Here is a 25,953-nt window from a genome sequence, read left to right as displayed (position 1 = left end):
CCCCAGCCGCGGCAATACGCAAATGCTAGATCGGTGCCCGGCGCCAGGCAAGGCCACCGTCTCAGCTCTCCAGCAGGAGCCTTTGGGCGCGGGGCGCGAGAGTGTGTTCCAGAACCAGGGAGGCTGCGCCGATAGCCCCCACATCCTCGCCCACGCCGGTCCCCACCACCTCGATACGGTGGATCAGCCGGGTGTCGCTGTTGGCGTCGAGCAGCGCCGGGATCTTCTCGAGGTAGCGTTCGGCAAGGCGGCTCCAGAACGGTCCGCCGAACACCACCCGCTCAACGTCCAGCGTGTTGGTCACCACGGACGCTGCCCGCGCCACCAGCAGCGCAGACTTGTCGATGATGGCCAGCGCCTGTTCATTCCCCTCGTCGGCGAGGTCGCACAGCGCGGAGAAACTCTGCTGGATTTCAGCCCCGCTGTTGCCGGACCGGGAGCCGTCCAGGATCCCGGCGGCCTCGGCCTCGGCCACGAGCACCTGCGGGATGCAGGAAGACTTCACGCAGCCGCGGAGGCCGCAGTCGCAGGGGGGCCCGTCGGGATCCACCACGATATGCCCGATTTCGCCGGCGTTGCCCGAAGTGCCCCGGACCACCTCGTCATTCAGCACGATTCCGCACCCGATGCCGGTGCCCATGTACATAAAGATGAAGCTGCCGGCTCCGCTGGGGCCGCCGGCCCAGGTTTCCGCCACCGCCGCGCTGGTGACGTCCTTGTCCATCAGGACCGAGTAGCCGGTGGCTTCTGAGAGCGCGTTGCGCAGTTCCACCCTGTCCCAGCCCGGAAGGAGCGGCGGGTCAACCACGGTGCCGTTGTCCACGTCGATGGGGCCGGGAGCCGCCACGCCAAGGCCTGCGATCCTGTCCGTGTCCACCCCGGAATCGGCCACGAGCTGGGAGATCTCGGCCGCGATAGTGGCAATGACGGCGGCGGGATCATTTCCGCCGGGTGTCTTGATCCGTGAGTGCTGTACCACGGCGCCCACCAGATCCAGGACCACGAAGGTGGTCACCGCGGGATCGAGGTGGACGCCAACGGCGAACATGCCGCCGGGGTTGAGGCGGAGAATGGTGCGAGGTTTACCGGGGCCACTGCCCTCCTTGCCTGCCTCAACAATGAGGTTCTGGTCCAGGAGGCGGCGGGAGATGTTGGAGATGGTCTGCGGCGAAAGACCGACTATCTGGGCGAGCTCCACCCTGCTGAGCCCACCGGCCGTCCTGCGGATGGCGTCGAGGATCACCGTGAGGTTGAAGTCCCCCATCCGGGGCAGGTTGGTGCCGCGTCGTGGTGAGGATTGGCGGATCTCAGTCACGGCGTCCCCTTCGTCTCCGGCACATAGTTACTGATGTCTGAATCGTACGTTACGCATGGGCGCAGACCCATAGGAGCGGCCGACGGCGCGGCGCAGCGCCGCCCGGCCGTCCCCCGTTGCCGTGCCTGCCCGCCGGGCAGGGTCACCGCGGGCCGCGGCGGGTGCTGAGGGTCACAGTGAATTTGGGGTTCTGGCCTTTCACAACGGTGGGGCCGACGTGCCGCTCAAGCGCCGGCAGATAGGCAAGGTGGCGGTTGTAGACGGTCCATAGGTCGCCACCGGGCGCCAGAACCCGCCCGGCCGCTTCTATCAGCTTCAGGCCCGCTCCCGCATGGACGCCGGCGCCCACGTGGAAGGGCGGATTAAGGAGGATCAGGTCTGCGGTCCCGTCCGGCAGGGTGCCCATGGCGTCGTCCTGCAGAGTGCGGATCTGCTCAGACAGGCCGTTCGCTTTTGCAGTTGCGCGGGCGGATGCGACGGCGGCGGCTGACTGGTCCGTGGCGGTCACTGTTGAGCCTGGATACTGCCGGGCGTACATCGCTGCAAGGATTCCGGTGCCGCAGCCCAGGTCGATGGCGTGCTGCACGGGCCGCATGGCCGGCAGGAATGTCAGCAGGAACCGGGTGCCGATGTCCAGCCTGGATCCGGCAAAGACGGCACCATGGGCTGCGACGTCCAGATCGATTTCGGCCAGGTGCTCAACGACGGGAAATGGTTCCGGGGCGCCGCTCCCCTGTGGGCCGGTGGCCACGATCACCCGGGACTTCTGGCGGGCGAGCTGCGGCGTGACGGATTTGAAGTGGTGCCCCAGAACCGCGTTCATGCCGAGGGACATGTGCTTGACCCGGCCGCCGGCCAGGAGCACCACGTCCGGGGAGGCGTATTGGGCCACTGCCGCCGCAATCTCGTCGAGCTCGGCGAGGGTCTTGGGCAGCTGCAGCAGGACGGTCCCCGCATCCTCCAGGAGTTCGGGTCCGAGGGGAAGCTGGACAAACGGCAGGCCACTTTCGGCTCTGCTTCCGAATGCCTCCGCGGCATTGAGGCGGAGCGCCTGCTCGCCGGTGATGAGGTCCTGGTGCACGCGCACCGTACCGGGGTTGAGGACTGCAAGGGAACCCAGGGTCAGCGCGCCGTAGCGGTCACCGATGACCGTCAGTCTGCTTCCGGCAGACACGTGGGCGGCTGCGGAATCGAGCAGCAGGCGGTCGGTGGCATCCCAGGCCTGCAGGTTGGGTGCTTCCACGTCCGGCCGCCGCCGAAGTGCCGGAAGAACGTCCTCGAGAGTCTGTGGTGCCACTTGGTCCCTGCCGCCCTGTCCTGTTTGCAAAGTTTGTCCGACTCCCGCCGTCAGCCCCAATTTACCGTCCTCGCGGTGGGCCTGATTCCCGGCAGCTTCAGAATCGCCGCTACTGCGGCGCGGCCTGCCCGGTTGGCGCCGATGGTTGACGACGACGGTCCATAGCCCACCAGATGGACCCGCGGCTCGGCTGCCACCTGGGTTCCCTCCATCGCGATCCCTCCTCCCGGTCCCCGAAGGTGCAGCGGCGCGAGGTGCTCGAGTTCCGCCCGGAAGCCGGTGGCCCAAAGGATGACGTCTGCTGCCAGGAAGCGCCCGTCTGCCAGCCGGACGCCGTCGGGCTCAATCGCCGTGAACATGGGCTGCCGGTTGAGGGCACCGCGTGCTGCCGCAGCACGGAGGGCAGGTGTCCAGATGAGCCCGGTCACGGACACCACGCTTTGCGGAGGCAGGCCCTGGCGCACCCGCTCCTCCACCAGGGCCACGGCGTCGTGGCCGGCCCTGGCGTCGAAGTCGGCATCCCGCCACACCGGCTCCCGCCGGGTGAACCAGCTGGTGGAGGTGACCCGCGAAATTTCGTCCAGGAGCCCGACGGCGGAGATTCCGCCGCCAACCACGATGACATGCTTCCCCGCGAACTCCGCGGCAGAAACGTAGTCGGCCACATGGAGCTGGCGGCCCCGGAACGTCGCCTGCCCGGGATAGATGGGCCAGAACGGCCGGGTCCAGGTGCCGGTGGCATTGATTACCGCCGCTGCGCTCCAGTCACCCACGGAGGTGCTGACCAGCAGCCTGCCGGCAGGGTCCGTGTCTTCGCGGCTGACCGACGCTACCTTGACGGGACGCTGGACGGACAGGCCCAGTTCCTCCTCATACGTACGGAAATAGCGTGTCAGGAACTCCGAGCTCGGTTCCCTGGGGTCCACGGCGGGCTGGGCGATGCCGGGGAGGTCGCTGATGCCGTTGACGGTTGCCATCCGGAGACTCTTCCACCGGTGCCGCCACGCACCGCCTGGACCTTCCTCGGCGTCGAGCACGGTGAAGTCCAGCCCCCGGCGCTGAAGGTGATAGGCAGCGGACAGACCGGCCTGGCCCGCGCCAATGACCACTACGTCGGCGCGGGCAGAATTCACCCACCCATGATAGTCGTGCAGGGGCTGCCTACCTTAGTCTTGGCCCAAGGACACAGGGAGGACTGCCATGACCACCAGCAAAGGGAACGCCGCACGACTCGCAAAGGCCATTGCCATCGTGCTGGGCACTGATGACATCCCACTCCGTCTGCGGGCATGGGACGGCTCAGAAGCCGGGCCGGAAGAAGCACCGCTGCTGGAGTTCGGTTCCCGGCGTGCCCTGCGGCGCATACTTTGGTCGCCAGGTCAGCTGGGCCTGAGCCGGGCGTACGTCTCCGGCGACATTAACGCGCCGGGGGATGTCTTTGCCGCCTTCACGGCCTTGAGCTCGGCCGGCAAGTTTGCAGAACCGGGGCCCTTCAAGCCGCTCACCGTAGCTGAGCTCTGGACGCTGGTCCGGACTGCCGTGAGGCTGGGAGCCATCGGCCCTAACCCTGCTCCTCCACTGGAAGAAGCGCAAATTGCCCGAAAGGGCAGACTCCACTCCCGGCGACGGGATTCCGCCGCCATCTCGCACCATTACGACGTGGGCAACGACTTCTACGAAATGGTCCTGGGCCCGTCGCTGGTGTACTCATGCGCCGTGTGGCCCGAAGAGGAGGACGGACTGGTTCCCGATGGCCACCGGCTTGCCCGCGGCCTGGAGGCCGCGCAGGAGGCAAAGCTGGACCTGGTGTGCCGCAAGCTGGGCCTCAAGCCCGGCATGCGTGTGCTGGACGTTGGCTGTGGCTGGGGAAGCTTCGCCCTGCACGCTGCCGGAAAGTACGGCGTCACGGTAGTTGGCGTCACGTTGTCGCAGGAGCAAGCCATCATGGCACGCAAACGCGCAGCCGACGCAGGACTTACCGAAAGTGTTGACATCCGGGTGCAGGACTACCGCGATATTCAGGATGGGCCCTTTGATGCCATCAGCTCCATCGGAATGTCGGAGCACGTGGGACGCGCGGAGATGCCCCGCTACACAGCGGCGTTGTTCAACCTGCTGCGCCCCGGCGGACGACTGCTGAACCACGCCATTTCCTGGAATGCCGGCCCCACCGCGCCGGACCCTGATTCGTTCATTCCCCGGTACGTGTTTCCCGACGGCGAGATGATCAGCCTGGGCGAGATGTCCGCCGCCCTGGAATCCGCAGGCTTCGAAATCGTGGACGTGGAGGCTTTGCGCCGACACTACGCGCTCACCCTGCGGGCATGGGTCAGCCGGCTGGAGGAACATTGGGAGCAGGCGGCAAAGCTGACCAGCCCTGGACGGGCAAGGGTGTGGCGGCTGTATATGGCGTCCAGTGCTCTGGGCTTCGAGAACGGGCTGACAGGCGTCTACCAGGTTCTTGTCCAGCGGCCCGGCGGTGACCCGCCTCCGCTGCGCCGGACGCAATGGCTATAGACCTGTCCCATAACTCTTGGGTAAGCAAAAAGGAACCGTCCCGAAGGATGGTTCCTTTTTGCTTCCTCCTGCGGGGAGGATGACCGGTGGAGCTGAGGGGACTCGAACCCCTGACCCCCTGCATGCCATGCAGGTGCGCTACCAGCTGCGCCACAGCCCCGGACCTTGCTGCGGTGGGAGGATGTCCCGCCGAAGCAACCTGATCAGCTTAATGCAATTTCGTGCTGTGCGCCAATCGGCGCCTTCTGCCACGGCCGTGCGGTCACTATCATCAAATCCGGTCCGCCAGGCACAGGGACAAAACAAAAATCCGCCGGAATCTGATGATTCCGGCGGATAGTCGGTGGAGCTGAGGGGACTCGAACCCCTGACCCCCTGCATGCCATGCAGGTGCGCTACCAGCTGCGCCACAGCCCCTAATTATTGCCGCTCGATGAGCTTTTATTTCGGGTTTCCCCGAAGCAACTCAAATATCTTAGAACAGCAATTCCGAAAATTCCAAATCGGGCATATTCGGCTTGTTCCCGCGCAATTACTCCGTCTCGGTGGAGGAAGCAGCCTTCGCCGAGGCGTCGTCGCCCAGCTGGAGGTCCACGACGGGGCAGTCCTTCCACAGGCGCTCCAATGCGTAGAAGACGCGGTCTTCTTCATGCTGGACGTGGATGACGATGTCCGAGTAGTCAAGCAGGACCCAACGGCCGCCGGAACGGCCCTCGCGCCGGATCGGGCGCAAATCCTGCTTCGCCAGTTCTTCTTCGATGCCGTCGACGATGGCGTTGACCTGCCGCTCGCTGGGGGCGGAGGCGATGAGGAAAACGTCTGCCAGGGCGAGGCGTTCGCTCACGTCCAGCGCCACAATGTCCTGGGCAATCTTGTCCGCAGCTGCCTTGGCGGCGGCGCGGGCTGTGTTGATGGATGAATCTGACGCAGTCACGGGACTCCTTGTTGGGTTAAAAACGCTTTGTGGTGCCGGCAGTGCCGGTTAGCGGGACATTCCGCTGATGATCAGGAAAATGCCGGCGACAAGGGCCAGGATCCCGAAAGCCAGGACACAGAACTGGAGGATGCGGTTCCGCGTGGCACGGGCCAGCCCTGCCGTCGCAGCGTCCAGCGGATCCAGTCCGTGGGCCTGCCGGGCCGGGACGCGGGGCAGATCCTCGAATGCCTCCTCGGCGTGGTTCTCCGCCACCACAGCCGGTGCCAGGACAGCAGGCTTGGGGCGTACGGCAGCCTTGGCCGCAGCCTCAGCCCGGGCGATCATTTGTGAACGGCCGGATCCGGCGTCGGACGTGGCCGGCTGGCCGCCGACCGGGCGCCGCTTCCTGGTGCCGGACGACGGGACCTTTGTACCGGGACGGGTGGTGACCGGAACGTGGCTCGTTGCCGGCGGCTTCATAACCGGCCGGTCCACGCCCGGCACCTGGACGAATTCCAGAGGCGTGACCATTGCCAGGTTGCTGGCGGTGGAGGGTGCCGGCCGCTGCGCCGGAACGGGTGGTGGCTTCGGTCCCTGCTGCTGGGCTGCAGGTCCTGCGGCGGACGAAGGCTCGGTGGTTGGTGCAGGGACGCCGGTCTGCTCGGCCAGCTTCTGTTTGGCCATGGCCCGCCGGTTCATCACCGCCGCGCGTTCCGCCAGGGCAATCTGCTCCGCCAGAATCTCCGGATCCACGGCTTCCGGATCGAGGGAAGCGATGTGCTGCATCTTCGCGATCTGGTTTTTGGCCTGTTCCGCGATCAGGGACCTTGCCGCCAAGGCCTGTTCGACGGTCATTCCATCAGGCACGGCCGACGCCGGGGAAGGAGCCGCGCCGGGGGTAGGCACGTTGTTACGGGCAGGCACAGTACTCGGGGAAGGCGCTCCCTTTGCCTCCTGGGGATCCTGCTCCCCCGCCGCGCTCTTCCCGGGGGCCGGCAGGACGGGACCCCCGGCACCCGGGTCAGCGGGCCCGGCAGGAGCAACGACCGGGTTGGCCGCGGTCAGCGCCTGTTCCTTGAGCTGCTGCAGGCGAAGTTGGCGCCGTGTGGGGGGACCTCCGGCTGCCAGCTGGCCCTCTTTTTCTTCCAATTCCTTGATGGTGCGCAGCGCCGCCCGGTCCCGTGCGCGGATCTGCGAGGAACGCTGGGTGTGTGTCTGTTCAGGAGCCGGCGCTGCAGTGCCCGGTGCAGGGCGGTTTGCGGCGGGCTTTTTCGTGGCAGGCGAAAGCTGATCCGTGGCCGTGGGCACGGATGGCTGTTGCGCATCCCTGGCCTTCCGGAGTTCCCGGCGGCTGCGGATGGGGGGCTGTTCCTGACTCATAGAGAACTCATTCAGTGCTGGCTGGTTCGCTTGCTTCGGAGGTTGGAGCATTGGCAGCCGCCGGGGCGTCCAGGTACAGGCCGTACTTGGCGATGTACTGGACCACCCCGTCCGGCACGAGGTACCACACAGGGTTGTTCGCGGCCACCCGTGAACGGCAGTCCGTCGACGAGATGGCCATGGCGGGCACCTCAAGGAGGCTGACGTCCTTCCGGCCCATACCATCCAGTACGTGCCCCGGCCTGGTCACTCCTACGAAGTGGGCCAGTGACCACAACTCGTCGATGTCCTTCCACGACAGGATCTGCGCCAGTGCGTCGGCGCCGGTGATAAAGAAAAGATCTGCGTCCGGGCGCTGGGCCCGAAGGTCACGTAAGGTATCGATGGTGTAGGTGGGCCCGGGACGGTCAACGTCCACCCTGCTGACCGTGAACCGCGGGTTGGAGGCTGTGGCGATGACAGTCATGAGGTAGCGGTGCTCGGGTTCGCTGACCTGTTTGTGGGACTTCTGCCAGGGCTGGCCGGTGGGGACAAAAACCACTTCGTCCAGGTCGAACTCGGCCGCCACTTCGCTGGCTGCCACCAGGTGGCCATGGTGGATGGGGTCAAACGTCCCGCCCATGACGCCCAGGCGCAGCCTGCCGTTGGCTCCGTTGTGGTGAAGAACGCGGGAAATGTTAGTGGCCCTGCCCGTGATCGTGCTTGTTGGGGTGCTGGCGGTGCGGATCCGCGTGCTCCTCCGTGGCAGCGTGGCGCTTGCCAAGGTTCGAGTAGGACAGCGTGATGAACATCATCACCAGCAGGATGGCGAAGATGACCACTCCGAAGACCCACGGCTCAGCCCACAGCGGGGCGAGTTCGTGTTCTTCGCCTTCGGCGATGGTCGTGGCAATCTGCTGGAACAGCATTTTCTCCCCTTGGGTTCAAACGATTGTGGCAGCGGAAAGCTCCGCCGTTTCTGACTTCTGGTCTATGTTACCGCGTTGCTACCCGCGGACCTGGCCCTCGCCCTGCACGATCCACTTGGTGGTAGTGAGTTCAGTCAGGCCCATTGGACCCCGCGCGTGCAGCTTCTGGGTGGAGATTCCCACCTCGGCGCCCAGGCCAAGTTCCCCGCCGTCGGTGAACCTGGTGGAGGCGTTGACGATGACGGCGGCGGAATCCACTTCGGCAATGAACCGCTCGGCGTTGGAGAGGTCGTTGGTGAGGATCGCCTCGGTGTGCCCCGTTGACCAGGTGCGGATGTGCTTTACAGCCTCGTCCAGGCTGTCCACCATGGCAACAGCAAGGTCAAGGTCCATGTACTCGCTGCCCCAGTCCTCGTCCGTGGCCGGTTCCGATTCAATCGAGGCGGGAAGCGAGGCCCGGATGCGCTCGTCGGCGTGCAGCCGGACACCGGCCTTGCGCAGGGCCGCGGCAACGGCGGGCAGCACCGTTGAGCCGGAGTGGACCAACAGGGTCTCAACGGTATTGCAGACGCTGGGCCGCTGCGTCTTGGCATTCAGGAGGATCTCCACGGCCATGTCCTCATTGGCGGACTCGTCAATGAAGATATGCACGTTCCCCTCCCCCGTCTCAATGACAGGAACGGCGGAGTTGGTCACGACAGCCTGGATCAGCTCACGGCCGCCGCGGGGAATCAGTACGTCCACCCTGCCGCGGGCGCGCATCAGGACGTTGGCCCCGGCGCGGCCGTACTGGTCAACTGTCTGGACGGCGTCGGCGGGCAGGCCGACGGATTCGAGTGCCTCGCGCAACAGGCGCACCAAGACCTTGTTGGTGGCCTCCGCAGCACTTCCTCCACGCAGGATTACGGCGTTGCCGCTCTTGAGGGCCAGCCCGGCGATGTCCACGGTGACATTCGGGCGTGCCTCGTAAATGGCAGCCACAACGCCCATGGGTACGTTGACCTGCCGTAGGCGCAAACCGTTGGGGAGGGTTTGTCCGCGGACCACATTGCCCACCGGATCGGGCAGGCCGGCGAGGTTCTCCAGTGCCGCAACGAGCCCTGCGATCCGGGCTTCGGTCAGTGTGAGCCGGTCCAGCATGGCGGCGGAGGTGCCGTTGGCCTTTCCTGCTGTCACGTCCTTTGCGTTTGCGGACAGGATGGCAGCGGTGCTCTCCTGCAGGGCGGCACCTACGGCCCGGAGTGCGCGGTCCTTCCAGGCACGGTTCGCCATTGCCATCCGGCGCGCGGCGTGGCGGGAACGGTCAGCGATGGCGTGGACTGCTGCTTCGACGTCCCCGGACGAAAGCGGAACCTCAGCCGAAACCGCTGGCGCAGGGGACTCAACGGTCGGCGCGCCGGCAGGCGCAGCGGTATTTCCGGAGTTTTCGGCGGTGGTGTGGATCAGGGCCTCAGTCATGTTCCAAGTTTAGGCGAGCCCGGAGCTCAAACCAGCACGAGGTCATCCACATGAACAACTTCACGGTCATAGCCGCTCCCCAGCGCCTCGCCAAGGTCCCGGGTGGACCTGCCCAGCATCTGGGGCAGCTCGCCCGAAGAGTAGTTCACCAGTCCGCGGGCCACCACGGTGCCGTCGGCACTGGCGATCTCGACGGCGTCGCCCGCTTCGAAGTCACCGTGCACAGCGGAGATCCCGGCAGGCAGCAGGGAGGTGCGGTGGTGCCGCACAGCCTTCACGGCGCCGTCGTCCAGGACCAGGCGGCCCTGCACGGACGCCACGTGTGCCAGCCACAGCAGGCGGACGGGTTTGCGGGCTCCGTTGACGGTGAACCAGGTGCCCACGTCCTCACCGTTCAGCGCCGCAGCAGCGTTGGGCGTTGACGTGACCAGGGCGTGGATGCCCGAGCCGGCGGCCATGGTTGCTGCCTCCACCTTGGTCAGCATCCCGCCGGTTCCGACGCCGGCTTTGCCGGTCTTGCCGATGGACACGCCTTCCAGGTCTTGGGGGCCTTCAACGAGTGGGATCCTCTTTGCACCGAGCGACGGCGGTCCGTCGTACAGGGAGTCGACGTCGGACAGCAGCACCAGCGCGTCCGCCCGCACCAGGTGGGCCACCAGGGCGGCGAGGCGGTCGTTGTCGCCGAACCGGATTTCGTGGGTGGCTACGGTGTCGTTTTCATTCACCACCGGCACCACGCCAAGGTTGAGCAGCCGGTCCAGGGCGCGGAATGCATTGGTGTGCTGGCTCCGCCGCATCAGGTCATCAGCGGTGAGCAGGACCTGGCTCACGGTTACCCCGTGCGCGCCAAAGGCCTGGGTGTAGCGGGCCATCAGCAGGCCCTGCCCAACGCTCGCGGCAGCCTGCTGGGTGGCCAGGTCGCGCGGACGTTTAGCGAGGCCCAGTGGGGCGAGGCCGGCGGCGATAGCGCCGGAGGACACGAGGATGATCTCGGTTCCCGTATTCCGCTTGGCGGCCAGCGCGTCTGCCAGAGCCGTCAGTGACTCTTCCGAAATGCCGCCCTTGATGCTGGTCAGCGACGACGAACCCACTTTGACCACAACGCGGCCGGCGTTGGCGAGGACGCTCCTGTCCACGGACCGGGTAAGCGGTTCCGCAGCTGCAGGCCTAGAATTCATCGCCTGCGTCCAGCCCACTCTCCTTGAGGGGCTTGGCGACCCTGCGACTGCTGACGGACTCGGTCCAGATGCCGGCCTTGCGTTCTGCTTCCAGCTCCGCACGGGCGGCCGCCCTGGCGTCCTTGCGTTCCTGCTGCTCTTCGCGCTTCTGGCCGCGGGTGGGACGGTCACCGATATCGGCGAAGCGGATGTCCGTGCCACGCGGCGAGGCAAGGAGTTCCGCGCCGGCCATCATGGTGGGCTCCCAGTCGAAGACGACGCCGTCTTCCCCGCCGATGACCACGGTGTCGCCAGGCTTGGCGCCCTGCTTGAACAGCTCCGTCTCAACGCCCAGCTTGGCGAGGCGGTCAGCCAGGTAGCCGATGGCTTCCTCGTTGGTAAAGTCCGTCTGCTTGACCCAGCGCTCCGGCTTCTCGCCAAGGACGCGGAACAGCGGCTCGAGGCCTTTCTCCTCGCGGCGGATCTTGAAGCCGGATTCGTTGACCGCCCGGGGCCGCAGCACGGCCGGCTGGACCTTGGGCGGCGCGGCGGCCACAGCATCGCGGGCGGCCTTGACGATGCCCGCCATGGCGAAGCCGAGCTGACGCAGGCCCTCGTGGCTGGTAGCGGACACCTCGAACACCTGGTAGCCGCGGGATTCAAGTTCCGGGCGCACGAACTCGGCCATGTCCTTGCCGTCGGGCAGGTCCACCTTGTTCAACGCGACCAGGCGGGGGCGGTGGTTGAGCGGAACAACTTCGCCGTCCTGCCCCGCATAGCTCATGTCCACGGCGTACTTTTCCAGCTCCGCCTCGATGATGGCGAGGTCGGCGAGGGGGTCGCGGTCCGATTCGAGGGTGCCGCAGTCCAGGACGTGCACCAGCGCGGCGCAGCGCTCCACGTGGCGCAGGAAGTGGTGGCCCAGGCCCCTGCCCTCGCTGGCGCCTTCGATGAGGCCGGGAACGTCGGCGATGGTGAAGCGGACGTCACCGGCCTGGACCACGCCAAGGTTGGGAACAAGGGTGGTGAAGGGGTAGTCGGCGATCTTGGGCCTGGCCGCGGACATGGCCGCGATGAGGCTGGACTTGCCGGCGGACGGAAAGCCCACCAGGGCGATGTCGGCGATCGACTTGAGTTCCAGCACGATGTCGCTGGATTCGCCCTCGATGCCGAGCAGTGCGAACCCGGGAGCCTTGCGTTTCTGCGACGACAGCGCGGCGTTGCCGAGGCCGCCGATGCCGCCTGCTGCGGCCACGTACTCGGCGCCTTCGCCGACGAGGTCCGCGAGGACGGTGCCGTCCTTGGATTTGACCACTGTGCCGTCCGGAACGGGGAGGATGAGCGTTTCGCCGTTCTTGCCTCCGCGCCAGTCGCCCATGCCCGGGCCGCCGTTGGTGGCGTGGCGGTGGGGAGCGTGGTGGTAGTCAAGGAGGGTGGTGGTCTGGTGGTCCACGCGAAGGATCACGTCGCCGCCGTTGCCGCCGTTGCCGCCATCGGGACCGCCAAGCGGCTTGAACTTCTCGCGGTGGACGGAAACGCATCCGTGGCCGCCGGTACCGCCGGATACGTGCAGTACTACCCGGTCTACAAAGCTGGCCACGTGGATCTCCTCAGTGCTGTTTCCTGGACGCCGTGGGGCGCCAAGACGATTGTAATGCGGTTAAAAGAACAGTGGAGCGGACCATCTGGCCCGCTCCACCGCTTCAGAACTATTTGTTACTCTGCAGCTGCAGCAGCAACGATGTTGACGACGCGACGACCGCGGCGGGTTCCGAATTCAACGGCTCCCGGGGTCAGTGCGAACAGGGTGTCGTCGCCGCCACGGCCAACGCCGGCGCCCGGGTGGAAGTGGGTGCCGCGCTGGCGGACGATGATCTCGCCTGCGGAAACAACCTGGCCGCCGAAGCGCTTTACGCCGAGGTACTGAGCGTTGGAATCACGACCGTTGCGAGTGGAGCTCGCGCCCTTTTTATGTGCCATTTGAAATGCCTGCCTCTAAATTCTGGGGATCTGCTGAAAAACCTGAACAGTAACGAAGGTTACTGGATACCAGTGATCTTGACCTTGGTCAGTTCCTGGCGGTGACCCTGGCGCTTCTTGTAACCGGTCTTGTTCTTGAACTTCTGGATCACAATCTTCGGACCACGGAGGTCGTTCAGGATCTCAGCCGTAACAGTTACCTTGGCCAGGTCAGCAGCGGCGGTGGTGATCTTGTCACCATCAACCAGGAGCAGCGCGGGCAGCTGAATGGTGCTGCCAGCTCCACCGGCGACGCGGTTCAGGGTAACGAAGTCTCCAACGGAAACCTTCTCTTGGCGGCCGCCTGCGCGGACAATCGCGTACACCACTTGGGAACTCACTTCTCTCGACGTTTATTACTAAATTTGCGTGCGGAACCGGCCATGAAAGCCTGGTTTCTCGCTGTGCCTCAACGCCGTGGGGTCATAACCCAAGTGTTGGCGTAAGCACCGAAGATCCAGAATACGCTAATTTTGTCTCCGGCCGCAAATGAGGCTGGTCCCGGCCGGTTGTCTGCGATAGGTACCACAGTTCAACTCCGGCGTCCGCACCATGCCCCACCATAGTACCGGCCAACCCGCCCGCGAGTGGTCAGGAGTGGAGGCGCGGCGCGTCGAAGAAGTCCACCTCCAGCCGGCAGGACTGCTTGAAGGCCGTGACCATGGCCGCCCGGTCCGCGGCGGAGGCCTTGCGCCCCGCTTCATCCACTATTGCTACGGCCCTTCGGGTGGCAGCTGCGAAGTCTTCGTCGGCGTAGGTGCGCAGCCAGTTGGCATAGGGGTGCGCCGGAGCTTCGCCGGCGGCAACGAACTGGGCGTGCAGCGTTGCCCCCACCTCCGCGTAGAGCCAGAAGCAGGGCAGGACGGCCGCCGCCAGAACCGCGTAGCTGCCCGACGCCGATGCCGCGGTCAGGTGGTCCACGTAGGACTTGGTCACCGGGCCCAGTCGGGGCTGGACCTTCCGCGTGGCCAACCACGAGCGGTGGAGCTCCGACTCGACCTCGAGGCACTGCCCTGCTGAGGCCGCCCAGAAGAGCTGTTCTGCCTCGGTGGGTGCAAGCGCACTCGCCCTGGCCAGTACGCGCGAATAGCCGTTGAGGTAGATGGCGTCCTGTGCAAGGTAATACGCAAACTTATGCTCCTCCAGCCTGCCTGAAGCCAGGTTGCGGATGAAGTCCAAGGCATGGATGTCATCCAGGTATTGCTGCGCCTCGCCCCGGAGTTGTGCCGCGAAGCTCCCTTCGGAAGGCTGCGGCCGGAGGTGATGGAAGTGGTGCACGGGCCCGCTGCCCGTTCCCACCTCCAGCGCTTCGGATGCCTCAAGAGCGCCGGCGAGCCAGGGCTTGACCTCCCGGAGGGACGCTTCCCAGTTCCCCAGCCGCGCTTGTGCGGTTGCCATTGCGGACGAGAGCGAACAGCCGGTGCCGTGGCTGTTGCGGGTTTCCAGCCGCTCCCCCAGCACCACTACCACTTCATTGGAGAGCAGGCCCGTGGTGCTGACCAGCGCATCGGGGCACTCGTTGCCCTCCAGGTGGCCGCCCTTGACCAGCACTGTTGCGCCGGTGGCAGCGGCAAGGGCGCGGCCCTGTTCCACTGCCCCGGCCCAGCTGTCCTGCAGGTCCCCGCCAACGAGCATGGCGAGCTCCGCCAGGTTGGGGGTAATGAGGTGGGCAAGTGGCAGGAGCGCGCGCAGTGCCGCTTCCGCGGACTCCTGCAGGAGCCGGTCGCCACTGGTGGCAACCATCACTGGGTCCAGGACCACGACGGCGGGACGCACCTTCCGGACCCACGCCCCCACCGCCTCGATCACCTCGGCGTTGCCCAGCATGCCGATTTTCACGGCATCTATGCCGATGTCGTCACTGATGGCATCCAGCTGCTCAGCCAGGAACGCGGCAGGGGGCACGTGAACGGACCGGACACGGTGCGTGTTCTGGGCGGTGAGGGCAGTAATGGCAGCCATCCCGTAGCCTCCGAGCGCTGCGATGCTCTTCAGGTCGGCCTGGATGCCGGCGCCGCCGGAAGGATCGGAGCCGGCGATGGAGAGGACCCGGGGTATTTCCCGGCCTGGTGTTGTTGGTGCCGCAGTGAAGGTTGCCGGGGAGGCAGTGGGCATTACAAGAGTCGCAGACAAGAGACATCCCTTCGCCGGTGCTAACCGGACAGGTTCAACGGGTGTGGATCTCAGCCGGCTCTCTGCGCGGCACCCCGTGTCGTTTCCCCAGCCTAGCTTTTTTGCCAGGCGCAGTCCGAAGGTGACACATTGCGACCGCCACCTGTTCTTCGTTCCCTGCTTTAGGCCCAGACTGCACTTCATCTACTGGAGTTAACGCAGGATGCCCGGCCGGCCACTGCAGTGGCTGACCGGGCATTCCGTACTGGTGGCTCCTAGAGCTCGGAGGCAGGCACCCCTACGCCCAGGATGATCGGCGCCTCCGCCGGCTTTGCTGCCGGTTTTTCTGTGCCTGCGCTTCCTCCACTGGAGTCAGCGGTACCGGCCGCCGCCGGGGCCTTTGCCTCGTGGGTATGGCCTGTGCTGGCTGCCGCCACGCTTTCATGGTGCTGCACCGTGGTTTCGTTGGCAGCTCCCTGGGCACGGCTCGCACTGCGGTTGCGCCGCGGCCGGCGCTGCCGGGACTGCTCCAGCGTGTGGTCCGTGTAGTCCTTGGCGGGTGCTGCAGCAGCGGCTGAAGCAACCGGCACCTGTGCGGGCTGGACCGGTTCCCCGCGCTCCGCCGGCTTCTCCTCCGGTTTTGCCTGCTCGGGCTGCGCTTCCGCTGCCGCCGGCTGGCCCAGGTGGGCGAAGGCTTCAGCGAGCCGGTCCAGGGTCAGAGCCGGTTTCGGCTGCTGCTCTTCAGCGTGCTCAACGAAGGGCAACACCACCTTCTCACCGCCGAAGGTGAGCACGGCAGCCGGACGCGTATCGTCATCGCGCCTTGCAGCTTCCACTGCAGGGGCGGGCTGCTCCGCAGCCGCCTGCCTGGCTGCCGCCACTTCGTCGTCGTGCAGGTGGGCTGCATGTGCTGCGGCGGCGATGTTGGCTAGGGCCAACCGGGTAGCCTCCGCCTTGGCGTGCCGCTCAGCGTCCGTGGGGTCGGGCTGGACCGTGTGGACGTGCACGGCAACAGCCGGGGCAATGTCCGGCTGCTGGCCGCCGCGGCCCCGCCGCCGTTTGCGGTCCGGACGTACACCGGGCTGGCTGCTGTCGATGCGCGGGGCGTCGTTGCGGTGGCTTTCGCTGCGGGCTTCGGGACGGCTGTCTGACCGCTGGACGTGGTGCTCAGCCGCCACGATGTTGGCCCGCCGGTGCTCCACGGGGTCGTCGTGGGTGACAATGCCGCGGCCGGCGCACGTTTCGCACTGCTCGCCGAATACTTCCAGCAGCCCGGTGCCCATCCTCTTGCGCGTCATCTGCACCAGGCCGAGGGACGTCACTTCGGCAACCTGGTGTTTGGTGCGGTCGCGTCCCAGGCACTCCACCATGCGGCGGAGAACGAGGTCACGGTTGGATTCGAGGACCATGTCGATGAAGTCGATGACGATGATGCCGCCGATATCGCGGAGGCGGAGCTGGCGGACCACTTCTTCCGCAGCTTCAAGGTTGTTTTTGGTCACCGTCTCTTCGAGGTTGCCGCCGCTGCCGGTGAACTTGCCGGTGTTGACGTCCACCACGGTCATGGCTTCGGTGCGGTCGATCACCAGCGAACCGCCGGATGGCAGGAATACCTTCCGCTCCAGGGCCTTGTGGATCTGCTCGTCGATACGCCAGGCAGCAAAGATGTCCTGGTCCTTGGTCCACTTCTCGAGGCGGCCCACCAGGTCCGGCGCCACATAGGTAACGTACGCCTCGATGGTGTCCCAGGCTTCCTCACCCGAGACGATCAGCTTGGAGAAGTCCTCGTTGAAGACGTCACGGACCACCTTGATGGTGAGGTCCGGTTCGCCGTAAAGCAGTTCCGGGGCGAGGATCTTGGTGGACTTCGACTGGCTCTCGATGCCTTCCCACTGGGCGCGCAGCCGGTTGATGTCGTGCGTCAGCTCTTCCTCGGAAGCGCCTTCGGCGGCGGTGCGGACGATGACGCCGGCCTGCTCGGGCAGGCGGTCCTTGAGGATGCGCTTGAGGCGGTTGCGTTCGACGTCGGGCAGCTTGCGGGAGATGCCGGTCATGGAGCCGCCGGGCACGAACACCAGGTAGCGGCCGGGCAGGGAGATCTGGCTGGTCAGGCGGGCGCCCTTGTGTCCCACGGGGTCCTTGGTCACCTGGACCAGGACGGTATCACCGGACTTGAGCGCGTTTTCGATGCGGCGCTGCTTGCCCTCAAGGTTGACGGCTTCCCAGTTCACTTCACCGGCGTACAGGACGGCGTTGCGGCCGCGTCCGATGTCCACGAAGGCGGCTTCCATGGAGGGCAGCACGTTCTGGACCTTGCCCAGGTACACGTTGCCGATCAGCGAGTCCTGCTGGGTCTTCGACACGAAATGCTCGGCCAGGACGCCGTCTTCGAGGACGGCGATCTGGATTCTGTCGTCGCGCTGGCGCACGATCATCTGCCGGTCGACAGACTCGCGGCGGGCCAGGAACTCGGCTTCGGTGATGACGGTGCGGCGGCGGCCGGTGTCACGGGACTCGCGCCGGCGCTGCTTCTTCGCCTCCAGACGGGTGGATCCCTTGACGCTGGTGACGCGGTTGCTGACGGCCGGTTCGCTCACGGCACGCGGCGCGCGGACGCGGGTGACCGTGTTGGGCGGATCGTCGTCTCCCCCGCCCGTCAGTTCGAGGTCCTGGTCGCCACGGCGGCGGCGACGGCGACGGCGGGACGTTACGCCGTCTTCGACCTGCCCGGCCGACTCTTCGTCGGCGTCGTCGGAAGCATCGCCGTCAGCATCTTCGCTGCCCTCGAGGCCGGCGCCGGCCTCACGCTCACCAATGCGGCTGCGTCCGCGGCGGCCGCGGCCCCTGCGCTTGCGGCGGCCGTTGGCGTCCTCCGAATCGACCTCATCGGCGTCGTCCTCCGGTGCCTCTTCCACGGCGGCGGGAACCGGACGCACCACGGTGCTCAGGTCCGGCGCCTGGAACAGCACGGAGGTGGGGGAAGCGGGTTCCATGAACAAGGAGCCGAAGGGGCTGGAAGGCGCGGCCGGTGCCTGCTCCCCGGAAGCTGCTGCCTGCGGGGCTTCCGCCTTCGGAGCCGCCTCTGCAGCCGGTGCTGACGGGGCTTCTTCTGACGGAGCTTCTGCTGCGGGAGCTTCTTCAGCAGCAGCCTCGGCTGATGCCGGCTGGGTGGCTGATGCCGGCTGGGTGGCTGCTGCGGGCACGGCAGCTGCCTCAACCGCTTCGGCCGCAACAGGAGCTGCCTGGAGATCTGTCGGTTCCGTTGCAGGCTCCGCTGCGGCGGCCGGTGCCGAGGTCTTCCGGGTGGCAACCCGACGGCGGCGGACCGGCTTCGTCTCGGCTGCCTCGACTGCGGGCTCTGCGGCCGGGAGATCGAGAGTGTCGGCACCTGCACTGGCATCAGCGCCGGCAGCGGCATCCGGGCCAGACACTGCTTCGGACTCTGCATCTTCCGCGAAAGCCGGGAGGGGCACAGCGGTTTCTGCCTTCTTCCGGGCGCGGGTCCGCCGGACGGGAGCCTTGGCCTCCGGGGCGCCGGATTCCACTGCACCGGATTCAGCAACACCGGTTGCGGCAGCGCTGGCGGCGGAAGCCTCGGCGGCGGCGGGGGTGCCTTCTGCAGTACCGGCTTCGGGAAGGCCTGCATCGGGGATCAAGACCTCCGCCTTGGGAGCGGCCTTACGGCGGGTCCTCGTGGCCTTCTTGGGGGCAGCGTCGGCCTCCGTGGCCGCTGCTTCGTCGTTAACGGCAAAAACTTGTTCATTATCCATATGTGGCAACACTCCTGCCCCTGACGTACCGCCACATCCGGCACCCATTGGGGCACATATTGTCAAAACCCGCAGGCGTTGACAGAAGTCAAGTGGATACCCCCAGGTTCGCACCGGCAGTGGGGTGCGGCAGCCCGTGGGGGCCGGCGGGATGTTCTGAAACCCGTTGTTCTACATGCCACAACCAGGTGCCGCTCAATGGAGTCGCGGGAGACTGCCTCGGTGAGACCGATGCCTGCCCTGCTCGTCATTGGCGGTCTTGGGAACAAGCCACCGGACCGGAGTCCGAATGTGGATCGGCTTCCAGCCATGTTCATTCTCTCATACCCGAGCTAAATCACGTCGGAGGCAGCGCGAATTCCATGGGTTCTTCCCCTCTTCTGGACGGTGCTTCCAGCCTCCGGCGTTACAATCAGGCAAGGAGCACCGGATGAAAAGGACGCCACACCAATGCCCAGCATCTCCCCCCTCAGCGGCACCCCGGCCCAGGAACGGAGCCTGAACCAAGACAGCGACCCGGCCGGCAGGACAGCAGAAACTGTCCCTGCGGTGACCCGGAACCGGCCCTTCGGCTGGCTGCTGGTGGTCACGGGGGTCATCGGCTGGCTCGCTTCGGGAACACTGGTCCTGGAGAAGCTCGCGGTGCTTCAGGACCCCAACCACACCACGGTGTGCGATGTGAACCCGTGGATCTCCTGCGGCCAGGTGATGCAGACGTGGCAGAGCTCGCTGTTTGGCTTCCCCAATATGTTTATCGGCATCGTGGCGTTCGGCGTCATCATCACGGTAGGCATGGCGCTGCTGGCAGGGGCAACCTTTGCGCGCTGGTTCTGGGCAGGGCTGCAGGCAGGCGTCACGCTGGGTTTCATCTTTGTGGTGTGGCTGTGGTCGCAGGCGCTCTACGACATCCACGTCCTGTGCCCGTTCTGCATGATCGTCTGGGCCGCCATGATTCCCCTGTTCGTCTGGGTGACCATCCGGAACATCACGGCGGGGGTCATTCCGGTGCCGGCGAACGCAGCCCGCATCGCGGGCGAGTCCGGCTGGATCATCACTGCGCTGCTCTACGTAGCCGTCATCGCCACCATCTTCTTCGCCTTCATCCAGGTTTTCGCCGGAACCTCGGGGTTCTAAGCTTCCACACGCCCCGCGAGATCACAGATAAGGCCGATGTTCCTCGGGAACATCGGCCTTATCTGTCATCTGGGATCTGGCATCCCGGACTGCTTAATCCTGGAACCAGATCTTGATCTCGCGCTCGGCGGAGTCCGTGGAGTCGGAGCCGTGCACCAGGTTCTGCTGCACCTTCAGGCCCCAATCACGGCCGAAGTCGCCGCGGATGGTGCCGGGCGCTGCCGTGGTGGGGTCGGTGGTGCCGGCCAGGGAGCGGAAGCCTTCGATGACGCGGTGGCCTTCGAAGATTGCTGCCACCACGGGGCCGGAGAGCATGAACTCGACCAGGGGCTCGTAGAAGGGCTTGCCCACGTGCTCCTCGTAATGCTGTTCCAGCAGCTCCCGGGACGCGTCCACCTTCTTCAGCTCGGCCAGGGTATAGCCCTTGGCTTCGATCCGGGCCAGGATGGCGCCGGTGAGGTTGCGGGCGACGCCGTCGGGCTTGATCAGGACGAGGGTGCGCTCAGTAGTCACAACTGCTCCAATGCGTTGGTATGGGGTTTCGGGTCAAGTCTACGGGGACTTATTTACGGGGACGGGGGCTGCTGGCCGGGGCCGGCGGCCTGGTCCGGATGGGCGGCTTCCCAGGCAGCCTGCTCGCGGGCACGCTCGCCGGCTTCCCGGTCGAGGCGGATTCCGGTGCGGATCCCGTACCACCAGGCCAGTGCAAACAGGGCGCCCACCAGGAACATGGCGGGCTCGAAGATCCCGGTGAGGATGAGGACAAGCTGCAGGATCCACCCGAGCCCGATGCCCCAGGGTTTGGTGAGGAAGGCGCAGGCGACAATCATTACTACGCTCATGCCGATGCCGACGCCGAGGATCAGTGCCGGCGGAAACTCACCGCGGCGCAACCCGAACACCGCGAGGGTGGCGAAGAACATCACGAAGGCTTCCAGGAGCAACACAGTGGAAGCGAACATCACCTTGGTGGAGCGACGCTTCTTGGGCATCCCCGGCCGCCATTCGCGCTGGGCTTTGGTCAGCTTGGCCACTGCCTACGCCTCCGTCTTCCCGAGCAGGATCCGGGCTTCGGCCACCAGCGTGATCGAACCCGTCACCAGCACGCCGCCGGAAAGATCATCGTTCGCTTCGGCGCGCTCCACCGCCCACTCCAGGGCGTCGTCGAGCTTTTCCTCGATGTGGACGTTGTCCTCGCCGAAGCCGAGGTCGATGGCGAGCTCGGCAAGTTCGGCGGCGGGAACGGCACGCGGGGAATTGGACTGCGTGAAGCAGAATTCCTCCGCTACCTCCCCCAGGGATTCCTTGAGCTGGCGGAGGATCTCCTCGGCGTCCTTTTCCTTGAGGATTCCCACCACCGGGACAAGTTTGGTGAAGGTGAAGGCTTCCTGAAGGGCAGCCGCAGAGACTTTGACGCCGTCGGGGTTATGGGCGGCGTCCACGACGATGGTGGGTGCCGTGCGGACCACCTCAAGCCGTCCGGGGGACGTGACTTCAGCGAAGCCTTCCTGCAGCACGTCAAATCCGAGTTCCTTTTCGCCGCCAAAGAATGCCTCCAGGGCAGCTACCGCCACGGCTGCGTTCTGCGCCTGGTGGGCACCGTGAAGCGGCACCAACAGGTCCGGGTAGCGGCCCGCGATGCCCTGGATGGTGACCATCTGGCCGCCAACTGCCACGGTCCGGGACTCGACGCCGAATTCCACTCCCTCGAATTTGAAGGGCACGCCCACGTCCTTGGCCTTCTCCAGCAGGACCTGGGCCGCGTCCAGGGGCTGCGCGGCACTGATGAGGTAGCCGCCGGGCTTGATAATGCCGGCCTTTTCGTAGGCAATGTCTTCGGTGGTGTCACCCAGCAGGTCGGTGTGGTCGAGCGAAATGGGCGTGACCACGGAGACCTGCCCATCCCCCACGTTCGTGGCGTCCGTGATGCCGCCCAGGCCCACCTCGATGACTGCCACGTTAACCGGCTGGTCGGCGAAAATCGCAAAACCAAGAATGGTGAGGCATTCGAAGTACGTCAACCGCGGTTGCCCGTCGGCCTCCAGCTCGGAGTCCACAATTTCCAGGTACGGCCGGATTTCGTCCCAGATCCGGACGAAGGTCTCATCCGGGACGGGATGCCCGTCGATGCTGATCCGTTCGGTGACTTTGGTCAGGTGCGGACTGGTGTACCGTCCGGTGCTCAGGCCGTGGGCCCGCAGGACCGATTCGATCATCCGGGCCGTGGAGGTCTTGCCGTTGGTCCCGGTGACGTGGATGATCGGGAACGCCTTGTTCGGCTCCCCCAGCACGTCCATCGCCCGGAACAGCGGGGCAAGCCGCGGCTCCATCTTGTTTTCCGGCGCCCGGCCCAGCAGCTCGGCATAGACGCTCTCTACGGAAAATTCGTCAGTCATGGATTACGCCTCTACTTTTTCGACGGCGACAGCCGGCTCTGCGATGTCCGCGGGTTCCGCCGTGAGGTTCACGGTGAGAGTTTCGCCCTTGACCAGGTCGGCGTTGGCAAGCAGGGCGTCGACGACGTTCTGCGGGGCAGTGACGGCGGTCCGAATCCGATCGCTGACATTCAGACTGGCGTCCTTGCGCGCCTGCTGGATGGCGCGGACCATGTCGCGGGCCAGGCCTTCGGCCTCCAGCTCTGGTGTGACCTCGGTGTTGAGGACCACGAAGCCGCCCCCCGGAAGCACGGCGACAGAGGCGCTGCCACCCTCGGACTCAGCCACCACTGTCTCAAGCGTGTACTCCTGGGGCTCCAGCTGGAGCCCTCCCGAAACAACGACGCCGTCGACGCCATCGATCGTTTGGACTGACCAATCACCGGACTTGGACCCCTTGATGGCCAGCTGCACGTTCTTGCCAAGGCGCGGGCCGGCAGCACGGGCGTTGACCACCAGCTTCTGCTGGATCCCGAACTCCTCCGGAGAAGCAGTCGCTGCGTCCAGCAGCCTGACCGAGCGAAGGTTGAGCTCGTCGGCCACGACGCCGGCAAATCCACCCAGCGCGTCAGCGCCCGGTGCCACTACGGTCAGTTCCTGCAGCGGCAGCCGGACGCGGAGATTGGCTGCCTTGCGGAGCGAGGAACCGGTGGAGCAGATCTGCTGGACCTTGTCCATGGCCTCAACCAGGCCCGGGTTGGCCGGGAACAGGTCGGCATCCGGCCAGTCGACCAGGTGCACCGAGCGGCCGCCGGTAAGGCCCCGCCAGATCTCCTCGGAGACCAGCGGCAGCAGGGACGCCGCCACGCGGGAGACAGTCTCCAGCGCGGTGAACAGGGCGTCGAAAGCGTCCTGGTCCTCGTCGAAGAACCGCTGGCGGCTCCGGCGGACGTACCAGTTGGTGAGCATGTCCAGGTAACTGCGCAGTTCGTCGCATGCGCCGGAGATGTCGTACGTGTCCAGCTGCACCGTCATGTTCCGGACCAGCTCGCCGGTGTTGGCCAACAGGTACTGGTCCAGCGTGTCGGCGTAGCCGTCATAGCGGAGCTGAGCGTCATACCCTGCGCCGCCGGAAGCGGCGTTCGTGTACAGCGTGAAGAAGCTGTAGACGTTCCACAGCGGCAGGATGACCTGGCGGACGCCGTCGCGGATTCCCTGCTCGGTGACCACCAGGTTGCCGCCCCGGAGGATGGGGCTGGACATCAGGAACCAGCGCATGGCGTCCGAGCCGTCGCGGTCCAGCACCTCGGAGACGTCCGGGTAGTTGCGCAGGCTCTTGGACATCTTCTGCCCGTCCGAGCCCAGCACGATGCCGTGGCTGATGACGTTGCGGAAGGCGGGCCGGTCGAACAGCGCCGTGGAGAGGATGTGCAGCATGTAGAACCAGCCGCGGGTCTGGCCGATGTACTCCACGATGAAGTCGGCGGGGTTGTGGGTATCGAACCAGGCTTCGTTCTGGAACGGGTAATGTACCTGGCCGTACGGCATGGAACCGGAGTCGAACCAGACGTCCAACACGTCCTCCACGCGGCGCATCACCGACTGGCCCTCTTGCGGGGTGCGCGGATCATCCGGGTTGGGCCTGGTCAGTTCGTCGATGAACGGGCGGTGCAGGTCAACCTGGCCGTCCTTGTTCAGCGGCAGGCGGCCGAAGTCCGCCTCGATCTCGGCGAGGGAGCCGTAGACGTCCGTGCGCGGGTATTCGGGGTCGCTGGACTGCCACACGGGGATGGGGCTGCCCCAGTAGCGGTTGCGGCTGATGGACCAGTCGCGGGCATTGGCCAGCCACTTGCCGAACTGGCCGTCCTTGACGTTGCCGGGGATCCAGTTGATCTCCTGGTTCAGTTCGGACATTCGGTCCTTGAACTTGGTGACCTCCACGTACCAGGAGGACACAGCCCGGTAGATCAGCGGGTTGCGGCAGCGCCAGCAGTGCGGGTAGCTGTGCTCGTAACTGGCCTGGCGGACCAGGCGGCCCTGGGCACGGAGTACCTGGGTGATGGGCTTGTTGGCTTCGAAGACCTGCAGGCCAACGATGTCGTGCAGGTCGCCGTGCTTGAAGAGCGGGAGGAACTTCGCGCCCTCGTCAACGGAGAGGATTACCGGAATCCCGGCCTCTTCGCAGACTTTCTGGTCATCCTCGCCGTAGGCGGGCGCCTGGTGGACGATGCCGGTTCCGTCGGTGGTGGTGACGTAATCGGCCACGAGGAACCGCCAGGCATTTTCCATGCCGTATTTTTCGTTGTCCGCGAAGTCATGCCACAGCGGCTGGTACGCGAGGCCTTCCAGCTCCGCGCCGGTGTGGGTTGACACGACGGCGGCCTGTGCCGAGTCGTAGTCGTTGTACCCCAGGTCCTTGGCGTAGCTGGCCAGCAGGTCCGCGGCGAGCAGGAAGCTGCCGTTCACGGGCGCGTCGGCGGAGGCGGCCTTGATGCCATTGGGCCCCGCCGGCAGCACGGCGTAGGTGATGGAGGGCCCGACGGCGAGCGCGGCGTTGGTGGGCAGCGTCCAGGGCGTGGTGGTCCAGGCGAGGGCCTGGACGCCGGCGAGCTGCCGGGACAGGCCGGACTCGCCGGCGGTGATGGGGAAGGTCACCGTAACGGTCTGGTCTTGGCGGTTCTTGTAGACGTCGTCGTCCATGCGCAGTTCATGGTTGGACAGCGGCGTCTCGTCTTTCCAGCAGTACGGCAGCACGCGGTAGCCGTTGTACGTCAGGCCCTTTTCGTGGAGCTGCTTGAACGCCCAGAGGACCGACTCCATGTACTCGACGTTGAGGGTCTTGTAGTCGTTGTCGAAGTCCACCCACCGGGCCTGGCGCGTCACGTAGTTCCGCCACTCGTCGGCGTATTTCATCACGGAGGCGCGGCAGGCGTCGTTGAACTTGTCGATGCCCATGGCTTCGATCTGGGTCTTGTCCGTCATACCCAGCTGCTTCATGGCTTCCAGCTCGGCCGGCAGGCCGTGGGTGTCCCAGCCGAAGCGGCGCTCCACGCGCTTGCCGCGCTGGGTTTGGTAGCGGCCCACCAGGTCCTTGGCGTAGCCGGTCAGCAGGTGGCCGTAGTGCGGCAGGCCGTTGGCGAAGGGCGGGCCGTCATAGAAGACGAACTCGTTGCTGCCGGGTTCACCGCCGGGGGCGTCCGCGCTGCGCTGGTCGATGCTGGCTTGGAAGGTGCCGTCCTGGTCCCAGTATTTGAGGATGCGCTCTTCGATTTCCGGGAACTTCACGGAAGCGGAGACACCTGCACCGCGAAGGGGCGTGCCACTGGTGGAGGCTGAGGCCTTGGGGTAATACGTCATTCTCGACATCCTGGGTTGAGCTTGGCGAACTGCCGGCTTGCGCCTGTCAGTTCCGTTCAGGATGCGAGGACGGTTGCCGTGTTGTCCGCCGGACCACACGCTCACCGCGGTACCACCTCACTTACCGGCGCTGCCAGTTCCCGGGGGAACAGGTGTGCTCCGGCCTCTCATTACTGCTGTGACGGGCTTACCCGTCCGGTTCTACTGACGCTCCCCGCCTGGCAGGCGGCTTGCGCGT

20 protein-coding genes, 2 tRNA genes and 1 riboswitch are annotated in these 25,953 nt (G+C 65.9%); of the genes, 2 read left to right on the top strand and 20 right to left on the bottom strand.

Annotated elements, in window-relative coordinates; translation table 11 throughout:
- Positions 1–61 precede the first annotated feature (61 nt).
- The 3 genes from AC50X7_RS00385 to AC50X7_RS00375 form a co-directional block, all read right to left on the bottom strand.
- Entirely contained in the window at positions 62–1,264 is a 1,203-nt protein-coding gene (locus AC50X7_RS00385) for an ROK family transcriptional regulator (protein ID WP_494977803.1), read from the bottom strand.
- Between the two features lie 193 nt (positions 1,265–1,457).
- Positions 1,458–2,612, bottom strand: a complete 1,155-nt coding sequence (locus AC50X7_RS00380; RefSeq protein ID WP_494977264.1) for a class I SAM-dependent methyltransferase — start codon at positions 2,610–2,612, stop codon at positions 1,458–1,460.
- 50 nt (positions 2,613–2,662) lie between these two features.
- Positions 2,663–3,745, bottom strand: coding sequence for an FAD-dependent oxidoreductase (locus tag AC50X7_RS00375; protein WP_494977263.1), 1,083 nt, complete (start codon positions 3,743–3,745; stop codon positions 2,663–2,665).
- A 67-nt stretch (positions 3,746–3,812) separates the two neighbouring features.
- Here AC50X7_RS00375 and AC50X7_RS00370 point away from each other — a divergent pair, with 67 nt between their 5' ends.
- Entirely contained in the window at positions 3,813–5,129 is a 1,317-nt protein-coding gene (locus tag AC50X7_RS00370) for a class I SAM-dependent methyltransferase (RefSeq protein WP_494977262.1), read from the top strand.
- Positions 5,130–5,216: 87 nt separating this feature from the next.
- On the opposite strand, the gene AC50X7_RS00365 is transcribed toward AC50X7_RS00370, so the two are convergent.
- From AC50X7_RS00365 to AC50X7_RS00305, 13 genes are all read right to left on the bottom strand, one after another.
- Positions 5,217–5,289: transfer RNA gene (locus AC50X7_RS00365), tRNA-Ala, on the bottom strand.
- Positions 5,290–5,473: 184 nt separating this feature from the next.
- Positions 5,474–5,546: transfer RNA gene (locus AC50X7_RS00360), tRNA-Ala, on the bottom strand.
- Positions 5,547–5,661: 115 nt separating this feature from the next.
- Positions 5,662–6,063: a ribosome silencing factor gene (gene rsfS / locus AC50X7_RS00355; protein WP_494977261.1), complete on the bottom strand. Its 402-nt coding sequence runs from the start codon at positions 6,061–6,063 to the stop codon at positions 5,662–5,664.
- A 48-nt stretch (positions 6,064–6,111) separates the two neighbouring features.
- Positions 6,112–7,425: a hypothetical protein gene (locus tag AC50X7_RS00350; protein WP_494977260.1), complete on the bottom strand. Its 1,314-nt coding sequence runs from the start codon at positions 7,423–7,425 to the stop codon at positions 6,112–6,114.
- 7 nt (positions 7,426–7,432) lie between these two features.
- Positions 7,433–8,101, bottom strand: a complete 669-nt coding sequence (gene nadD, locus AC50X7_RS00345; RefSeq protein ID WP_373461673.1) for a nicotinate-nucleotide adenylyltransferase — start codon at positions 8,099–8,101, stop codon at positions 7,433–7,435.
- Position 8,102: 1 nt separating this feature from the next.
- Positions 8,103–8,333, bottom strand: a complete 231-nt coding sequence (locus tag AC50X7_RS00340; RefSeq protein ID WP_163164071.1) for a hypothetical protein — start codon at positions 8,331–8,333, stop codon at positions 8,103–8,105.
- 78 nt (positions 8,334–8,411) lie between these two features.
- A complete protein-coding gene (locus tag AC50X7_RS00335) occupies positions 8,412–9,791 on the bottom strand; it encodes a glutamate-5-semialdehyde dehydrogenase (RefSeq protein ID WP_494977259.1) in 1,380 nt (459 codons plus the stop codon).
- Between the two features lie 26 nt (positions 9,792–9,817).
- Positions 9,818–10,969, bottom strand: coding sequence for a glutamate 5-kinase (proB, locus tag AC50X7_RS00330; protein WP_494977258.1), 1,152 nt, complete (start codon positions 10,967–10,969; stop codon positions 9,818–9,820).
- Entirely contained in the window at positions 10,959–12,548 is a 1,590-nt protein-coding gene (gene obgE, locus AC50X7_RS00325; RefSeq protein ID WP_307094835.1) for a GTPase ObgE, read from the bottom strand. Before obgE ends, proB begins: the two co-directional genes overlap by 11 nt.
- Before the next feature lie 116 nt (positions 12,549–12,664).
- A complete protein-coding gene (gene rpmA / locus AC50X7_RS00320) occupies positions 12,665–12,928 on the bottom strand; it encodes a 50S ribosomal protein L27 (RefSeq protein WP_009372867.1) in 264 nt (87 codons plus the stop codon).
- A 59-nt stretch (positions 12,929–12,987) separates the two neighbouring features.
- Complete coding sequence (rplU, locus tag AC50X7_RS00315) at positions 12,988–13,296, bottom strand: 50S ribosomal protein L21 (RefSeq protein ID WP_091422877.1); 309 nt, start codon at positions 13,294–13,296, stop codon at positions 12,988–12,990.
- Positions 13,297–13,558: 262 nt separating this feature from the next.
- Positions 13,559–15,082, bottom strand: coding sequence for a bifunctional hydroxymethylpyrimidine kinase/phosphomethylpyrimidine kinase (gene thiD, locus AC50X7_RS00310; protein ID WP_494977257.1), 1,524 nt, complete (start codon positions 15,080–15,082; stop codon positions 13,559–13,561).
- A 7-nt stretch (positions 15,083–15,089) separates the two neighbouring features.
- Positions 15,090–15,187, bottom strand: a riboswitch (TPP riboswitch).
- Positions 15,188–15,354: 167 nt separating this feature from the next.
- A complete protein-coding gene (locus tag AC50X7_RS00305) occupies positions 15,355–18,849 on the bottom strand; it encodes an Rne/Rng family ribonuclease (RefSeq protein WP_494977256.1) in 3,495 nt (1,164 codons plus the stop codon).
- A 450-nt stretch (positions 18,850–19,299) separates the two neighbouring features.
- On the opposite strand from AC50X7_RS00305, the gene AC50X7_RS00300 reads away from it, so the two are divergent.
- Positions 19,300–19,983, top strand: coding sequence for a vitamin K epoxide reductase family protein (locus AC50X7_RS00300; protein ID WP_494977255.1), 684 nt, complete (start codon positions 19,300–19,302; stop codon positions 19,981–19,983).
- Between the two features lie 93 nt (positions 19,984–20,076).
- Here the strand turns inward: AC50X7_RS00300 and ndk are convergent, their stop codons facing one another.
- From ndk to ileS, 4 genes are read right to left on the bottom strand one after another with little or no spacing between them, the layout of a single operon-like run.
- The gene (gene ndk / locus AC50X7_RS00295; protein WP_104045198.1) at positions 20,077–20,496 is read right to left on the bottom strand and encodes a nucleoside-diphosphate kinase; all 420 of its coding nucleotides are present in this window, start codon (positions 20,494–20,496) and stop codon (positions 20,077–20,079) included.
- A gap of 53 nt (positions 20,497–20,549) precedes the next feature.
- Positions 20,550–21,017 (bottom strand): DUF4233 domain-containing protein, encoded by a 468-nt coding sequence (locus AC50X7_RS00290; protein ID WP_494977254.1) that lies wholly within the window; start codon positions 21,015–21,017, stop codon positions 20,550–20,552.
- A gap of 3 nt (positions 21,018–21,020) precedes the next feature.
- Positions 21,021–22,379 (bottom strand): bifunctional folylpolyglutamate synthase/dihydrofolate synthase, encoded by a 1,359-nt coding sequence (locus tag AC50X7_RS00285; protein WP_494977253.1) that lies wholly within the window; start codon positions 22,377–22,379, stop codon positions 21,021–21,023.
- A 3-nt stretch (positions 22,380–22,382) separates the two neighbouring features.
- On the bottom strand, positions 22,383–25,715 hold the full coding sequence (gene ileS / locus AC50X7_RS00280; protein ID WP_494977252.1) for an isoleucine--tRNA ligase: 3,333 nt from the start codon (positions 25,713–25,715) through the stop codon (positions 22,383–22,385).
- Positions 25,716–25,953 lie beyond the last annotated feature (238 nt).

The organism is Pseudarthrobacter sp. Hb11 (assembly GCF_059383655.1).
Note: the sequence above shows the minus strand (reverse complement) of the source record. Positions and strands in the feature narration are given on the sequence as shown.

Coding starts and splice junctions, on each gene's coding strand:
- AC50X7_RS00385 (WP_494977803.1), bottom strand. CDS start 1,264: ATGGGGGACTTCAACCTCACGGTGATCCTCGACGCCATCCGCAGGACG.
- AC50X7_RS00370 (WP_494977262.1), top strand. CDS start 3,813: ATGACCACCAGCAAAGGGAACGCCGCACGACTCGCAAAGGCCATTGCC.
- AC50X7_RS00350 (WP_494977260.1), bottom strand. CDS start 7,425: ATGAGTCAGGAACAGCCCCCCATCCGCAGCCGCCGGGAACTCCGGAAG.
- AC50X7_RS00340 (WP_163164071.1), bottom strand. CDS start 8,333: ATGCTGTTCCAGCAGATTGCCACGACCATCGCCGAAGGCGAAGAACAC.
- AC50X7_RS00335 (WP_494977259.1), bottom strand. CDS start 9,791: ATGACTGAGGCCCTGATCCACACCACCGCCGAAAACTCCGGAAATACC.
- proB (WP_494977258.1), bottom strand. CDS start 10,969: ATGAATTCTAGGCCTGCAGCTGCGGAACCGCTTACCCGGTCCGTGGAC.
- rpmA (WP_009372867.1), bottom strand. CDS start 12,928: ATGGCACATAAAAAGGGCGCGAGCTCCACTCGCAACGGTCGTGATTCC.
- thiD (WP_494977257.1), bottom strand. CDS start 15,082: ATGCCCACTGCCTCCCCGGCAACCTTCACTGCGGCACCAACAACACCA.
- AC50X7_RS00305 (WP_494977256.1), bottom strand. CDS start 18,849: ATGGATAATGAACAAGTTTTTGCCGTTAACGACGAAGCAGCGGCCACG.
- AC50X7_RS00300 (WP_494977255.1), top strand. CDS start 19,300: ATGCCCAGCATCTCCCCCCTCAGCGGCACCCCGGCCCAGGAACGGAGC.
- AC50X7_RS00285 (WP_494977253.1), bottom strand. CDS start 22,379: ATGACTGACGAATTTTCCGTAGAGAGCGTCTATGCCGAGCTGCTGGGC.
- ileS (WP_494977252.1), bottom strand. CDS start 25,715: ATGACGTATTACCCCAAGGCCTCAGCCTCCACCAGTGGCACGCCCCTT.